This is a genomic window from Rhodanobacter sp. IGA1.0, from assembly GCF_040208325.1.
Lineage (GTDB): Bacteria > Pseudomonadota > Gammaproteobacteria > Xanthomonadales > Rhodanobacteraceae > Rhodanobacter > Rhodanobacter spathiphylli.
On the sequence record NZ_CP157948.1, the window covers coordinates 1,308,388 to 1,321,639 of the forward strand.

Here is a 13,252-nt window from a genome sequence, read left to right on the forward strand (position 1 = left end):
CCTACTTGCGCTTTGGCGGCTTGCCGCCGGCGGGGCGTGGCTTGAAGCCGCCGGGCTTCCTGGGACCGCCCGGCTTGTGGGACGGCGGCGCGCTGGTGCCGGTGTCGGTGCCATCCCACTCGTGGATGCGCAACTGCTGCTGCACCACCCAGACCTTCTTCAGGTGCTCGAACACTTCCTTGGGCATGCCGTCGGGCAGGTCGATCAGGCTGTAGTGGTCGCGGATGCTGAGGCGGCCGATGTACTGGCTTTCCAGACCGGCCTCGTTGGCGATCGCGCCCACGATGTTGCCCGGCTTCACGCCATGCTCGTGACCCACCTCGATGCGATAGGTGCGCTTGCCTTCCTCGGTGGCGTGCGCGCGCACCGGGCGCTGGCCGAACTCGCGCGGCGGGGCGCGGTCATGGGCGCCGTGCTCGCGCGGGCGATGTTCGGCGGGCCTGGATTCGTGCGCCGACGGGTGGCTGGCAGCCCCGGCTTCGCGTGCGTGGGGTGGACGGCGTTCGCTGCTGCGCTCGCGCGGCGCGGCGCGTTCGACCCGCTCGCGCGAGGCCGGTTCGTACTTCTCGCGCTTGGGCGGCGGCGAGAGCAGCAGCGGCTGGTCGCCCTGGGCGATGCGCGCCAGCGCGGCGGCGATCTCGATCGCCGGCACGTTGTGTTCCTGCTCGTACTGCTCGATCAGTTTCTGGAATTCGCCGAGATCATCCTGCGCCAGGATGTCGGTGATGCGCTGCTTGAACTTGCCGATGCGCACGTCGTTGACCACCTCGACCGACGGCAGCTGCATCTGCTCGATCGGCTGGCGGGTGGCACGCTCGATCGCGCCCAGCATGCCGCGCTCGCGCGGGCTGACGAACAGGATCGCCTCGCCGCTGCGGCCGGCGCGGCCGGTGCGGCCGATCCGGTGCACGTAGCTTTCGGTGTCGTACGGAATGTCGTAATTGAACACGTGGCTGATCCGCTCCACGTCGAGGCCGCGCGCGGCCACGTCGGTGGCGACCAAGATGTCGAGCTTGCCGTCCTTGAGCTGCTGGATCACCCGCTCGCGCTGCGGCTGGGCGATGTCGCCGTTGATCGCGGCGGCGGCCAGGCCGCGCGCCTGCAGCTTGCCGGCCAGCTCCTCGGTGGCCTGCTTGGTGCGCGCGAAGATGATCATCGCGTCGAACGGCTCGGCTTCGAGGATGCGGGTCAGCGCATCGAGCTTGTGCATGCCGCTGACGAACCAGTAGCGCTGGTGGATGTTCGCCGCGGTGGTGGTGGAGGACTTGATGGTGACCTCGACCGGATCCTTCAGGTGCCGCTGGGCGATCTTGCGGATCACCGTGGGCATGGTCGCCGAGAACAGCGCGACCTGGCGCTGCGGCGGCGTCGCCTGCAGCACCTTCTCGACGTCGTCGATGAAGCCCATGCGCAGCATCTCGTCGGCTTCGTCGAGCACCAGGTACTTCAGCTCCGACAGGTCCAGCGTGCCCTTGTCCAGATGGTCGATGACGCGGCCGGGCGTGCCGACCACGACGTGCACGCCGCGCTTGAGCGAGTGCAGCTGCGGGCCGTAACTCTGCCCGCCGTAGATCGGCAGCACCTGCAGCCCGCGCATGTGGGTGGCGTATTTCTGGAACGCTTCGGCCACCTGGATGGCCAATTCGCGCGTGGGCGCCAGCACCAGCGCCTGCGGCTTGCCGGGCTTCAGGTCGATGCGCGAGAGGATCGGCAGCGCGAACGCGGCGGTCTTGCCGGTGCCGGTCTGCGCCTGGCCGAGCACGTCACGCCCCTCCATCAGCGGGGGAATGGTCGCTGCCTGGATCGGCGAGGGCGACTCGTAGCCGACGTCGGTCAGCGCGCGCAGGACGTCAGGGTGCAGCTCAAGCGCGCCAAAGCCGGATGGTACCGGGGCGTTGTCGGAAACGGGGGATGACATGGGGGATACCTCTAAAACAGAAAGTGGTCGGGAAAGCGACGCACAAGGCGTGCATTCTACCAGTGCGGAGCATTGTTGAAGCTGGCGCCAGTCGACTGCGGGCCTGGAAGCTGCGGCTATGCTTGGTCGACGACTGAAGGACGATGAACATGTTTGAGACGATTTCCGAACAGCGACTGCACGGCGGTGTACAAGGCTTCTATCGCCATCACTCCGAAACCTGCGGCGGACCGATGCGCTTCGCGGTCTACCAGCCACCACAGGCGGCTGATGGGCCGTGTCCGGTGCTGTACTTTCTCGCCGGGCTGACCTGCACCGAGGAGACCGCCACCATCAAGGCCGGCGCGCAACGCCTGGCTGCCGAACTGGGCCTGGTGCTGGTGATGCCCGATACCAGTCCGCGCAACACCGGTTTCGAAGGCGCCACCGGCGACTGGGAATTCGGCGAAGGCGCAGGTTTCTACCTCGATGCCACCCAGGCGCCCTGGTCGTCCCGCTTCCGCATGTACAGCTACGTGGCCCGCGAACTGCCCGAACTGATCGCCGCCCGGTTCCCGGTCGATGCCTCGCGCAGCGGCATTTGCGGGCATTCCATGGGCGGACTCGGTGCGCTGGTCATCGCCTTGCGGCATCCGTCTCGGTACCGCTCGGTGTCGGCCTTCGCCCCGATCGTGGCGCCCAGCCAGGTGCCCTGGGGACACAAGGCGCTGCCGCATTACCTGGGCGACAATCGCGACAGCTGGGCAGAATACGATCCCTGCGAACTGGTGCGACAACAGACCTTTCCCGGAACCATCCTGATCGATCAGGGCGAAGCCGATGGCTTCCTCGAAACCCAGCTGAAACCCGAGCTGTTCGACCAGGCCTGCGCTGAAGCGGACCAGTCGCTGCTGTTGCGCCGGCATGCCGGCTACGATCACAGCTACTGGTTCATCGGCAGCTTCATCGACGACCATCTGCGCCACCATGCGGCGGCGCTTGGCCTGTCGTAGCGGCTCGCGAACGGACCCCTACGGGTTCAGGCCTTGGCCGCCGGACGCGAGTTCGAACGGCGGCGCTGGTTGCCGGCAGCATGGTCACCGCGGCCCTGGGGCGCGTAGCCGTTCGGTCGCGCTGCACCGGCGGGCTTGCCCTGACGCGGCGCGCGCTGCTGCTGACGCTGACCACCGCCACCCTGCTTGGGACGTGGCGCGCCGGCGTCCAGGCGCAGCGGTGCGGAGGGCTCGTAACCGGTCACCGCGGTGATCGCGATGTCCTGCTTGAGCAGCTTGCGGATGTCGAACAGCAGGCCGGACTCGTCATGGCTGACCAGCGACAGTGCCAGGCCTTCCATGCCGGCGCGCCCGGTGCGGCCGATGCGATGCACGTAATCCTCGGCCACTGACGGCAGGTCGAAGTTGATCACGATCGGCAACTGCTCGATGTCGATGCCGCGGGCGGCGATGTCGGTGGCGACCATCACCGTGACGCGGCCGCTCTTGAAGTCGCTGAGCGCACGGGTGCGGGCGTTCTGGCTCTTGTTGCCGTGGATCGCGGCACTGCGCAGGCCGGAGGCGTTGAGGAAGGTCACCAGCTTGTCGGCGCCGTGCTTGGTGCGGCTGAACACCAGGGTCTGGCGGCGGCTGTCCTGCGACAGCACGTGCAGCAGCAGGTCGCGCTTGCGCGAGGCGTCGACCGGATGCACCTGGTGGCTGACCAGGGTGGTCACGGTGTTCGGCGCGGAGACCGAGATCTCCTTCGGGTTGTGCATGAACTCCATCGCCAGCGTCTTGATCGCCGGCGCGAAGGTGGCCGAGAACAACAGGGTCTGGCGGCGCTTCGGCACCGACTGCAGGATGCGCTTCAGCGCCGGCAGGAAGCCCATGTCCAGCATGCGGTCGGCTTCGTCGAGGATCAGCGTTTCCACCGCGGACAGATCCAGCGTGCGCTGCTGCATGTGGTCGATCAGGCGGCCGGGGGTGGCGATGACGATGTCTACGCCGCGACGCAGCGCGTTGATCTGCGGGCCCATGCCGACGCCGCCGAAGATGGTAGTGGCGCTGATCTGGATGAACTTGCTGTAGTCCCGGATGTTCTCGTGGATCTGCGCCGCGAGTTCGCGGGTCGGCGTGAGGATCAGCGCACGCGGGCGCCGGGTCATCGTCTGGCCGCTGGTGGACAGCTTTTGCAACAGGGGCAGCGCGAACGCCGCGGTCTTGCCGGTGCCGGTCTGGGCGGCAGCAAGCAGGTCGTGACCTTCCAGCACGGACGGGATCGCCGCGGCCTGGATCGGGGTGGGCTGGGTGTAGCCGTAATCGGCAAGCGCACGCAACAACGCGGGCGCAAGGCCCAGCGAATCGAAAGACATGGAACACTCCTGAGCAACCCGGAGTGTTCATACCGTGTTGCAGACTAAGGGAAAGGGGCGACGGTGTGTCGCAACGTTCGTGGGGGCGAACGCGGAGCGGAGTATAGCCGATACATCGGCGCCGTGCGCGCGGACCGTTCGTGAAACTGAACGGCCAGCCGATCAGGCCTGCGGTCGGCGCGCCACGATCAGGTAGCTGTTGAACGGCGTGCGGCCGCGCAAGGGCTCAATGCGCACGTCCAGCCCGACGTCCTCCAGGGGCGCCCGCAGCTCGCTGGCGCTGGGATAGTGCTGCGGGCCTCCGGGAATCCAGCCCGATGCATGCAGGAAGAACTCCTCGATGCGGGTGGCGTGAAACCGCCAGTTCCGTTCGCGCAGCACGTTGCGGATGATCAGTCGACCGTCCGGGGCAAGATGGCGCGCGGCCGAACGCAGCAGGTCGGACTGGCGGGAAGCGGGCAGGTAGTGCAGCACGTCCAGCACGGTGACGTCGCCCTGCACCGACGGCAGCTCGGCCGCGTCGGCGTGTTGCAGTTCCATCAGGTCTTCCAGTCCGCCGCGCCGGGCGGCCAGCCGGCCGGAGGCGATCTTGCGCGGATCGTGGTCCAGCCCGAAGTAGCGCCGCTTCCGGCCCTGGGTGTTCAGATACTGTCCGAGCAGGCCGATGCCGCAACCGATGTCCAGCAGGGGCAGCGAGCTTTCTTCCAGCAGCGCCGCGGTGGCGGCGTAGACCGGGTCGCCGGCCAGCTTGCCGCGGACATAGCCACGCTGGATGACGTTGTCATAACGGCTTGCGATGCGCTGGCGGCTGCGATGATCCATCCGGGTCCCGCGTCTGGAGAGGTTCCTGCAGCCTAAGACATCCGCGCGATGCAGGCCATGCGGGCCGATTCCGCCCGTTTGGCCGTCTACCGGCATAGGATGGCGGCCAGTCCACGATCCGCTCCTGACCCGGCGAGGCCACGATGTCACTGCTTGCACCCCTGCGTGAACTCGATTCCACCCAACGCCATACCGTGCTGGCAAGTTTCCTCGGCTGGACGCTGGATGCCTTCGACTACTTCCTGCTGACCTTCGTGATCGTCACGGTGGCGAAGGAGTTCGAGGTGGCCACGACGCAGGTGATCTATGCGCTGTTCCTGACCCTCTCCGCTCGGCCACTGGGCGCCTTGCTGTTCGGGCGACTGGCCGATCGCTTCGGACGACGCCCGATCCTGATGCTGGACGTGGTGCTGTTTTCGCTGTTCGAGCTGGCCACCGCGTTTGCGACCTCGCTCACCATGTTGCTGGTGCTGCGTTTCCTGTTCGGGGTCGCGATGGGCGGCGAATGGGGCATCGGCGCATCGCTGGCGATGGAGTCGATCCCGGCGAAGGCGCGCGGGGCCGTGTCCGGCCTGCTGCAGAGTGGCTACCCGTGCGGGTTTTTCCTGGCGGCCCTGGCGAACTGGCTGCTGGTGGATCACATCGGCTGGCGCGGGCTGTTCGTGGTCGGCGCGATTCCGGCCTTGCTGGTGCTGTACATCCGGCGCAAGGTGCCGGAATCGACGGTATGGCAGGCGGGCCAGGGCACCGGTCGTCGCCCCGGCCTGCTCGAATCCATGAAGGGGCACTGGAAGCTGGCGATCTACCTGATGCTGCTGATGATGGCGTTCAACATGTTCAGCCACGGCTCGCAGGACCTCTATCACACCTTCGAGGAATCCAGCCTGCATCTGCCGACGGGTTCGACCGCGGCCTTCGTGCTGGTGGCCCTGCTCAACCTCGGTGCCCTGGTCGGCGGACTCTACTTCGGTGCGCTTTCGGAGCGGATCGGTCGGCGCAAGGCGATGATGATCGCGGCCCTGCTGGCGATTCCGGTGATCCCGCTGTGGATGCATGGCGGTTCGCTGATCCTGCTCGGACTGGGTGCCTTCCTGATCCAGGTGATGGTGCAGGGCGCCTGGGGCGTGGTGCCGAGCCATCTCAACGAGCTGTCGCCGGCTCTGGTGCGGGGCACCTTGCCCGGTTTCGCCTACCAGATGGGCAACCTGCTGGCGGCGGTCACCGCAACCGCGCAGAACTGGCTGGCGCAGCGGCATGGCGGGGACTTCGCGTTCGCCATGTCGTGGTGGATGGTCGGGGTCGCCCTGCTGCTGGCGCTGCTGCTGTGGCTGGGGCCGGAGGCGCGCGGGGTGGGGCTTGCCGCCGAGTCCTGAGGCCGGTGGCCATCCCGCCGCCGACGGGCTGCTAGAATCCCCGGTTTGATCCCATCGACGAGACGCGCAATGAAGGCTGGCAAGGACAAGGTCATCGCAATCCACTACACGCTGACCGTGGATGGCGAGAAGGTGGAAAGCTCGCATGACCGCGATGAACAGTTGTGGATACTGCTGGGCCACGGCCAGCTGATTCCGGGCCTGGAAACCGCGCTTGAAGGCCGCGAAGCGGGCGACACGCTGTCGGTGGACGTGGCTCCCGCCGATGCCTACGGCGAGCGTCAGGAAGGCCAGATCCAGCGCATGTCGAAGAAGTATTTTCCGCAGGCAAACCGCCTCAAGCCGGGCATGACCACCGTGCTCAGCCTCAAGGAAGGCGGCCAGCGCGCGGTGACCGTGCACAAGGTCGGCATGAGCGCGATCGATGTGGACCTGAATCACCCGATGGCCGGCAAGACCCTGCATTTCGACGTCACGGTTGGCGAAGTGCGCGACGCCACCGAAGAAGAAGTCCAGCACGGTCACGCCCACGCGCCGGGCAGTGCGGAGCACTGACCGGCGCGTCAAAAAGCCAAAGTAAAACGGCGCCCATGGGCGCCGTTTTTCGTTCGCCCTCTCCCCTCCCGGGGGAGAGTTGGAGTGGGGTCGCCACGGTCTACCCGAAACCTTCTTCCCAACACTCAATCCAGCACCCGCCTCCCATAGGCAAAGTGATCACCCCAGTACGGCCCGTCGATATCGTCCAGCCGCACCGTGCCGCCGCTGTTCGGTGCATGCACGAAGCGTCCCTTGCCCACGTACACGCCGACATGGCTGATCGCGCCGCCGATGTCGAAGAACACCAGGTCGCCGCTGGCCAGCTGAGTCATCTTGCGCACCTTCCTGCCGTCCGCTGCCATCTCGTGGGAGGTGCGCGGCAGCTTGATGCCGGTGGCCGTGCGGTAGATGTAGTCGACCAGACCACTGCAGTCGAACCCGCCCGCCGGGGTGTTGCCGCCCCAGCGATACGGTGTGCCGACGAGTCCGATCGCGCGGAACAGGATGTCGTTCGCCTCGCCTGCGCTGGCCGCCGAGGGCGCGCGCGGCGGCAGGTCGGCCAATGCAGAGTGCGAGGTCCTGTAGGCGGGTTGCGGCCGGCGTGGATTGCCGGAGCAGGCGGCCAACGCGGCTATCGCCAACATCGGCAAGGCAAGATGCGCAGCTCGTGAGAGCGTGCGCGAGGCGACATGGCTGGCGGCGGGCTGCGTACTCACAAGACAACCTCGGCAGGGATGTGCCGAGGTTATCAATTCAATAATTCACATGCAAATCAAAAGGATTTTCAGCTTTTTGAATTTCGTTTCTCAGCTTCAACCCTGTTTGGGCCATCGGTGAGAGGGTCCAGCATGAATTTCACGGGTACGCGTGCATAGCCTTCGACCGGCTGGCCATTCTTCATCTTCGGGTTGAAACGCCATTGCCTCGCCGCATGGGTTGCCGCCGCGATGAGGTCGCCGGACACCGTGCTGCTGTACTGCGGATCGTAGGTGATGCTGCCCACCGTGCCATCGGCATGAACCATGACCTTGAGCACGACCGTGCCTTGTTCGTGGTTCTGGATCGATGCGGCCGGATACCGCGGTTGCATGTTCACGTTGTGGGCGACGTCCGAGGACGCACTCTGGGCGATGCAGGAGTGGATTGGGCCTGTGCTTTTCGACGCCAAACGACCGCTGAAAGTCACTGGAAATGGGCGAATCGACCCTGGCGTAGCGAGAGTGGCGGTCTGAAGAGGCGGCCCTGGCCCCCACAGATCATCGATCTGTCGAGAGCCTTTGCGGGATGGCAGAGTGCACTTGCCGGCTCGGGTTGCTAGCAGGATCCCCGCCCACAAACTACTGCTGACCTATGCTGATGATCCGTTCGGACAATGTCTTGTCCCGGATATCCCAGGCACGCAGCCGATAGCGGCCCGGCCGAAGATACAACTTGCTTATGGTGTCACCTTGCATGAAAGCGTAGCGGTCGGCAGCGATGGCCTCGTCGTTTTCAACGATGTAGTGCGCGTCGACGACGCAGGGCGTGGTGACCCGGCACAGTGTCGTGCTGATCTCGTAGGGGATGCGTTCGTCGTGCAGGGTGAGCCATTCCGGTCGTTGCGTATTGACGAAATGCGCGAGCATGGATTGATTCCGAACCATGTCGTGGACGATCGTTGATGGTTGGGTGTAGCCACTCTCGAGCGCGCGCTGGCCTGCGGCTGGGGGCAGCAGCACGTTCATGTCGTACTGCTTCGGATGTGAGCTCCACGGCTTGCCCGTGATTCGGTTGACAAGAACGAAGGGCTCCCTGGAAGGAAAGTTCTTGACCAGTTCCGAGTAAGCATCTGGTTCTGCCGGGATCTGCTCGCGGAACTGGGTCTGGTCGATCGACAGCGGTTCGAAATCGGTCATCTGCTGCAACTGCATGGCCATCGGCATGATGTTGCCGAGGCGTCCCTTCGCCTTGTCGATATGCGCGTAGCCTGCGTGAACAAACAGTCGGGCGTCAGGGTCTTTTGCAAATACTTTCTCGTACAGGTTCTTCGCCTGCCCGGTTTCGCGTTCAGACATGTCGCGACTATCCACATCGTAGGACACGATCTTGAAGCCAAGCTTGATTGCCGTGCGCACGATCTCGCCATAGGAAGGTTCGTGCAGATAATCGCTGCCGCTGGTTCTGGTCGGATACCCCCGATGCATCAATCTGGCGTCCTCGTCGAGCAAGGCCTCTGCAGCAAAATAGTTGAATCCTAGCGCGTGCAGGCGTGGCAGCAGAGCCAGCGTAAGTTGCCTGGTATGGGCGTCGTGGTGCGCCTCGTTGATCAGTACGATGTGGTGATCGGCGGCCTGTCGGACAATCACGTCCACGGCATCCGCCGCTTTCCATTGAGCTTCCGTCGGAATGGTTGTATCTGCCGCAACGTGGCTCTTCAGCGGGAAATCACGAAGTGCCTCGTTGTAGAGACCCAGTTCGTTCTCGACCGAGGCGAACATCTGCATCGCAAGGGGCCGGTCGGCGGCGGGGAGCGTTTGCATCGTCTTGACCAGATAGACGTAGCGGGCCAGGTCATTGGGCTGCTGCTTCAATCCGTGGAACATCTCGATGGCTGCCGCACTGAAATCCTGGGCATGTACCGCAGGAATGGGCGCGGCGATCATGCAGGCCACGATGGAAAACGTTCGGAACAGCGCTCTGACTGGCATGCTCAAGCTCCCGGAAGGCTCCTTCGGCTAGCGTGCCTGCCTCCGGTGTGGCAGGCAAGCTTCGACTGAAGCTGGAGGGCAGACTGGATACAATGCCCGGATGACGACTTTCACTGTGCAGCCCGGCCGCGTGCCGCTGTTGATCAGCCTGCCGCACGACGGCTTCTTCATTCCTGCCGATATCGCGGAGCGGATGCATCCTGCCGCGCGGCGATCGCCGGATACGGATTGGCATGTGGCGCGACTGTACGAGCCGCTGGCGCAGGCGCTGGGCGCCAGCGTGCTGAAACCGCAGGCATCCCGTTACGTCGTTGACCTGAACCGTCCCGCCGATGGCCATGCCCTGTACCCGGGGCAGCGCGAGACCGGGCTGGTGTCGACCATCGGCTTCGATGGCGAGGCACTCTATCGTGACGGGCTGGAGCCGGATCAGGACGAAGTGCGGCGCCGGATCGACGAATACTGGCGGCCTTATCACCAGGCCCTCGCGCAGGAACTGGACCGGTTGTGCGACGAGCATGGTCGGGCGGTGCTGTGGGAAGGACATTCCATCCGCAGCCGGGTGCCCATGCTGTTCGAGGGGCGCTTGCCGGATTTCAACCTCGGCACGGCGAGCGGTGCGAGCTGCACGCCAGCCCTGCAGGAACGCCTGCAGTCCTGCCTGGCGTCACAGTCACGCTTCAGTTTTGCGGTCAACGGGCGCTTCAAGGGCGGCTACATCACCCGCCATTACGGTGCGCCGGAGACGGGCGTGCAGGCGGTGCAACTGGAACTGGCCCAGCTCAACTACATGGACGAAGACAGCTTCGCCTACGACGAGGCCAGGGCATCGTCGGTGCAGGAACTGATCGGGCTGTTGCTGCAGACCTGCCTGGCCTGACGGAGCGCTTGCGCCGGGCGAACACGCTGCTGCGGATCAGCGCGGCTCGGCGGGAAGGGCGGCCACGCACTTCAGCTCGATCGCGATCGGCGTCGGCAGGGCCACGATGCCGACGGTGGTGCGGCAGGCATCCACGCCGGCGAAGCATTCCGCATACAGCCGGTTGTAGGTCGCGAAGTCGCGCTGCATGTCGGTGAGGAACACGGTGATGTCGACCAGGTCCGTCCACGCGGCGCCGCTGGCTTCCAGCACGGCTCGCACATTGGCGAACACCTGCCGGCATTGCGCCTCGATGTCGTAGTCGATCACCCGGCCGTCGGCATCGAGCACGTTGCCGGGAATCGCATGGCTGCCGGGCTGGCGCGGACCCACGCCGGACAGGAACAGCAGGTTGCCGACCCGCCGCGCATGCGGATATGCGCCCACCGGCGCGGGGGCCGCGTCGGTGCGAATGCCTGTGTCGCTCATGCGCCGCCTTCCCAGCGCCGGGTCAGTTCGGTGATCGCCTGGTGATAGGCGTCGGGCAATTGCTCGCGGCCACGCACGTCGAGGCCCAGGTCGTGGATATGGCCGTTGTCCAGGCCGTAGATCCACGCATGCACGGCCAGCGGCTGGCCGCGTTCCCACGCTTCGCGAACCACCGTGGTGTGGCATACGTTGAGTGCCTGCTCCAGCGCGTTCAGTTCGCACAGGTGGGCATGGCGCATCGCGAATGACTGGGCCGGGTCGAGCTTGTCGGCGTGCTTCATGGCGATGTCGGTGATGTGCCGCAACCAGTTGTCGATCAGACCCAGCCGGCTTTCCTTCAGCACCGCCCCCACGCCGCCGCAACCATAGTGGCCCACCACCAGGATGTGTTTCACCTGCAGGACATCGACCGCGAACTGGATGGTGCTGAGCGCGTTGAGGTCGGTGTGCACCACCACGTTGGCCACGTTGCGGTGCACGAAAATCTCGCCCGGCGGCAGGTCGACGATCTGGGTCGCAGGCACGCGCGAATCCGAGCAGCCGATCCACAGGTAGCGCGGCGCCTGCTGCTGCGACAACTGTTCGAAAAAGGTCGGGTCCTGCGCGGTGACCTGATCGGCCCAGCGTCGGTTGTTGGCAAGCAGGTCTTTCAGTGAATTCATCGGGACTCCATGGGTGGGACCGACGCGTCCTGGCGAGGTACGGGAGGCGCGCCATAGGCGATGCAGATGTTTTTTGGCTCGGTGAAGAAATGCAGCGCCTCGCTGCCACCCTCGCGACCGACTCCGGATTGCTTGACGCCGCCGAACGGCGTGCGCAGGTCGCGCAACAGCCAGCAGTTGATCCAGACGATGCCGAATTCGAGCTGGCCGGCCATGCGATGGGCGCGGGACAGGTCCTGCGTCCACAACGAGGCGGCCAGGCCGTAGCGGCTGTCGTTGGCGATCGCCAGCGCCTCGGCTTCGTCCTCGAAGGGAATCAGGCACACCACCGGGCCGAAGATTTCCTGCTGGTTGGTCTGCGCCGCCGAAGGCAGGCCCTCGATCACCGTCGGGGCGATGAACCAGCCGTCGGCGCAGCGCCCGGGCAGGGTGAGCGCGCCGCCACCGCAAAGGATCTGGCCGCCCTCGTGGCGGGCCTGTTCGATGCAGCCGAGCACCTTGTCGTGGTGCGCTTGTGACACCATCGCGCCGAGGTCACTGTCGGCCGCATCCGGATCGCCCACGCGCAAGGCTCGTACCCTGGCCAAGTACCGCTGGCGGAAAACGTCGTAGATCGATTTCTGCACCAGCAGCCGCGAGCCGCACAGGCAGATCTCGCCCTGGTTGGCGAAGCCCGAGCGCACGATGGTGTCGAGGTTCGCGTCGGAAAGCTCGGCATCGGCGAACACGATCGCGGGGTTCTTGCCGCCCATTTCCAGCGACAGCTTCTTGAACTGCGCGGCGGCGATGCCGGCGATCCGCGCCCCGGTGGCCGTACTGCCGGTGAAGGAGACGGCCTTGACCACGGCATGTTCGACGATCGCCTGGCCCACGTCCGGGCCGCTGCCGTGCACGATGTTCAGCACGCCTGCCGGAAAACCGGCTTCGATGCTCAGTTCACCCAGCAGGGCGGCCGTGCACGGCGTGACTTCCGAGGGCTTGGCCACCACCGTGTTGCCGGCGGCCAGGGCCGGCGCGATCTTCCAGGTGAACAGGTACAGCGGCAGGTTCCACGGACTGATGCAGCCGACCACGCCCAGCGGCTGGCGCAAGGTGTAGTTGACTGCGCCGCTGCCGGGCGCGCCGGTTTCCATCGCGTGCGATTCGCTGCCCCAGCCGATGATCGCCGCGGCGAAATGGCGGAGGTTGCTGACGGCACGGGGAATATCCAGTCGGCGCGCCAGGCTCAGTGGCTTGCCGCTGTCGCGCGACTCCAGCGCGGCAAATTCTTCCAGTCGCGCCGCGATCAGGTCGGCCAGCCGCTGCAGGTGATGCGCGCGCTGATCGATCGGCGTGCTTGCCCATGCGGGCGCCGCGCGGCGGGCCGCTTCCACTGCGGCAGCGACGTCGCCGGCGTCCGAGGCGGGGCATTGCATGAAGACCGAACCGGTGGCGGGTTCGTGCACGTCGAGCCAGGTATCGCGGTGCGACGCCTGCAGGCGTCCGTCGATCAGATTGGCTAGGCGCGGTATGGACATCCGCAGCAGTCTAGAACCAGCCGGCGATGATTGCACCGGAC

The 13,252-nt window shown here is 65.8% G+C and carries 13 protein-coding genes; 4 read left to right on the plus strand and 9 right to left on the minus strand.

Annotated elements, in window-relative coordinates; all coding sequences use genetic code 11:
* Position 1 precedes the first annotated feature (1 nt).
* Positions 2-1,918 (minus strand): DEAD/DEAH box helicase, encoded by a 1,917-nt coding sequence (locus tag ABNK63_RS05815; RefSeq protein ID WP_350016933.1) that lies wholly within the window; start codon positions 1,916-1,918, stop codon positions 2-4.
* Between the two features lie 143 nt (positions 1,919-2,061).
* Between ABNK63_RS05815 and fghA the strand changes: the two genes are divergently transcribed.
* A complete protein-coding gene (gene fghA / locus ABNK63_RS05820; protein WP_350016934.1) occupies positions 2,062-2,910 on the plus strand; it encodes an S-formylglutathione hydrolase in 849 nt (282 codons plus the stop codon).
* 26 nt (positions 2,911-2,936) lie between these two features.
* Here the strand turns inward: fghA and ABNK63_RS05825 are convergent, their stop codons facing one another.
* Together ABNK63_RS05825 and ABNK63_RS05830 are read right to left on the minus strand one after the other, a co-directional pair.
* Positions 2,937-4,265, minus strand: coding sequence for a DEAD/DEAH box helicase (locus tag ABNK63_RS05825; RefSeq protein WP_007804707.1), 1,329 nt, complete (start codon positions 4,263-4,265; stop codon positions 2,937-2,939).
* Between the two features lie 162 nt (positions 4,266-4,427).
* Positions 4,428-5,087, minus strand: a complete 660-nt coding sequence (locus tag ABNK63_RS05830) for a class I SAM-dependent methyltransferase (protein ID WP_007804710.1) — start codon at positions 5,085-5,087, stop codon at positions 4,428-4,430.
* A gap of 143 nt (positions 5,088-5,230) precedes the next feature.
* Here ABNK63_RS05830 and ABNK63_RS05835 point away from each other — a divergent pair, with 143 nt between their 5' ends.
* Together ABNK63_RS05835 and ABNK63_RS05840 are read left to right on the plus strand one after the other, a co-directional pair.
* Positions 5,231-6,460, plus strand: a complete 1,230-nt coding sequence (locus ABNK63_RS05835) for an MFS transporter (RefSeq protein ID WP_007804712.1) — start codon at positions 5,231-5,233, stop codon at positions 6,458-6,460.
* A gap of 69 nt (positions 6,461-6,529) precedes the next feature.
* Complete coding sequence (locus tag ABNK63_RS05840) at positions 6,530-7,015, plus strand: peptidylprolyl isomerase (RefSeq protein ID WP_007804713.1); 486 nt, start codon at positions 6,530-6,532, stop codon at positions 7,013-7,015.
* 125 nt (positions 7,016-7,140) lie between these two features.
* Here ABNK63_RS05840 and ABNK63_RS05845 read toward each other — a convergent pair whose 3' ends face one another.
* The 3 genes from ABNK63_RS05845 to ABNK63_RS05855 form a co-directional block, all read right to left on the minus strand.
* Positions 7,141-7,641 carry a C40 family peptidase gene (locus ABNK63_RS05845; protein WP_040672661.1) on the minus strand — a complete coding sequence of 167 codons (501 nt, stop codon included), beginning with the start codon at positions 7,639-7,641 and terminating at the stop codon, positions 7,141-7,143.
* A 140-nt stretch (positions 7,642-7,781) separates the two neighbouring features.
* On the minus strand, positions 7,782-8,087 hold the full coding sequence (locus ABNK63_RS05850; protein WP_007804717.1) for an energy transducer TonB: 306 nt from the start codon (positions 8,085-8,087) through the stop codon (positions 7,782-7,784).
* Positions 8,088-8,334: 247 nt separating this feature from the next.
* Positions 8,335-9,684, minus strand: a complete 1,350-nt coding sequence (locus ABNK63_RS05855) for a hypothetical protein (protein WP_007804719.1) — start codon at positions 9,682-9,684, stop codon at positions 8,335-8,337.
* 100 nt (positions 9,685-9,784) lie between these two features.
* On the opposite strand from ABNK63_RS05855, the gene hutG reads away from it, so the two are divergent.
* Positions 9,785-10,564 carry an N-formylglutamate deformylase gene (hutG, locus tag ABNK63_RS05860; protein WP_350016935.1) on the plus strand — a complete coding sequence of 260 codons (780 nt, stop codon included), beginning with the start codon at positions 9,785-9,787 and terminating at the stop codon, positions 10,562-10,564.
* 36 nt (positions 10,565-10,600) lie between these two features.
* Here the strand turns inward: hutG and ABNK63_RS05865 are convergent, their stop codons facing one another.
* Genes ABNK63_RS05865 through ABNK63_RS05875 form a run of 3 tightly spaced genes read right to left on the minus strand, consistent with a single transcriptional unit; the run spans position 10,601 to position 13,211 of the window.
* On the minus strand, positions 10,601-11,032 hold the full coding sequence (locus ABNK63_RS05865) for a Rid family hydrolase (protein ID WP_007804722.1): 432 nt from the start codon (positions 11,030-11,032) through the stop codon (positions 10,601-10,603).
* On the minus strand, positions 11,029-11,694 hold the full coding sequence (can, locus tag ABNK63_RS05870) for a carbonate dehydratase (protein ID WP_007804724.1): 666 nt from the start codon (positions 11,692-11,694) through the stop codon (positions 11,029-11,031). Before can ends, ABNK63_RS05865 begins: the two co-directional genes overlap by 4 nt.
* Positions 11,691-13,211: an aldehyde dehydrogenase gene (locus ABNK63_RS05875; protein ID WP_350016936.1), complete on the minus strand. Its 1,521-nt coding sequence runs from the start codon at positions 13,209-13,211 to the stop codon at positions 11,691-11,693. The genes can and ABNK63_RS05875 overlap by 4 nt, the downstream gene beginning before the upstream one ends.
* Positions 13,212-13,252 lie beyond the last annotated feature (41 nt).

What these genes read in the sequence shown, in the direction of transcription:
- ABNK63_RS05845 (WP_040672661.1), bottom strand. Translation starts at nt 7,641, where the DNA reads ATGTTGGCGATAGCCGCGTTGGCCGCCTGCTCCGGCAATCCACGCCGG.
- ABNK63_RS05840 (WP_007804713.1), top strand. Translation starts at nt 6,530, where the DNA reads ATGAAGGCTGGCAAGGACAAGGTCATCGCAATCCACTACACGCTGACC.
- ABNK63_RS05830 (WP_007804710.1), bottom strand. Translation starts at nt 5,087, where the DNA reads ATGGATCATCGCAGCCGCCAGCGCATCGCAAGCCGTTATGACAACGTC.
- ABNK63_RS05865 (WP_007804722.1), bottom strand. Translation starts at nt 11,032, where the DNA reads ATGAGCGACACAGGCATTCGCACCGACGCGGCCCCCGCGCCGGTGGGC.
- ABNK63_RS05850 (WP_007804717.1), bottom strand. Translation starts at nt 8,087, where the DNA reads ATGCAACCGCGGTATCCGGCCGCATCGATCCAGAACCACGAACAAGGC.
- ABNK63_RS05855 (WP_007804719.1), bottom strand. Translation starts at nt 9,684, where the DNA reads ATGCCAGTCAGAGCGCTGTTCCGAACGTTTTCCATCGTGGCCTGCATG.
- can (WP_007804724.1), bottom strand. Translation starts at nt 11,694, where the DNA reads ATGAATTCACTGAAAGACCTGCTTGCCAACAACCGACGCTGGGCCGAT.
- ABNK63_RS05875 (WP_350016936.1), bottom strand. Translation starts at nt 13,211, where the DNA reads ATGTCCATACCGCGCCTAGCCAATCTGATCGACGGACGCCTGCAGGCG.
- ABNK63_RS05835 (WP_007804712.1), top strand. Translation starts at nt 5,231, where the DNA reads ATGTCACTGCTTGCACCCCTGCGTGAACTCGATTCCACCCAACGCCAT.
- hutG (WP_350016935.1), top strand. Translation starts at nt 9,785, where the DNA reads ATGACGACTTTCACTGTGCAGCCCGGCCGCGTGCCGCTGTTGATCAGC.
- ABNK63_RS05825 (WP_007804707.1), bottom strand. Translation starts at nt 4,265, where the DNA reads ATGTCTTTCGATTCGCTGGGCCTTGCGCCCGCGTTGTTGCGTGCGCTT.
- fghA (WP_350016934.1), top strand. Translation starts at nt 2,062, where the DNA reads ATGAACATGTTTGAGACGATTTCCGAACAGCGACTGCACGGCGGTGTA.
- ABNK63_RS05815 (WP_350016933.1), bottom strand. Translation starts at nt 1,918, where the DNA reads ATGTCATCCCCCGTTTCCGACAACGCCCCGGTACCATCCGGCTTTGGC.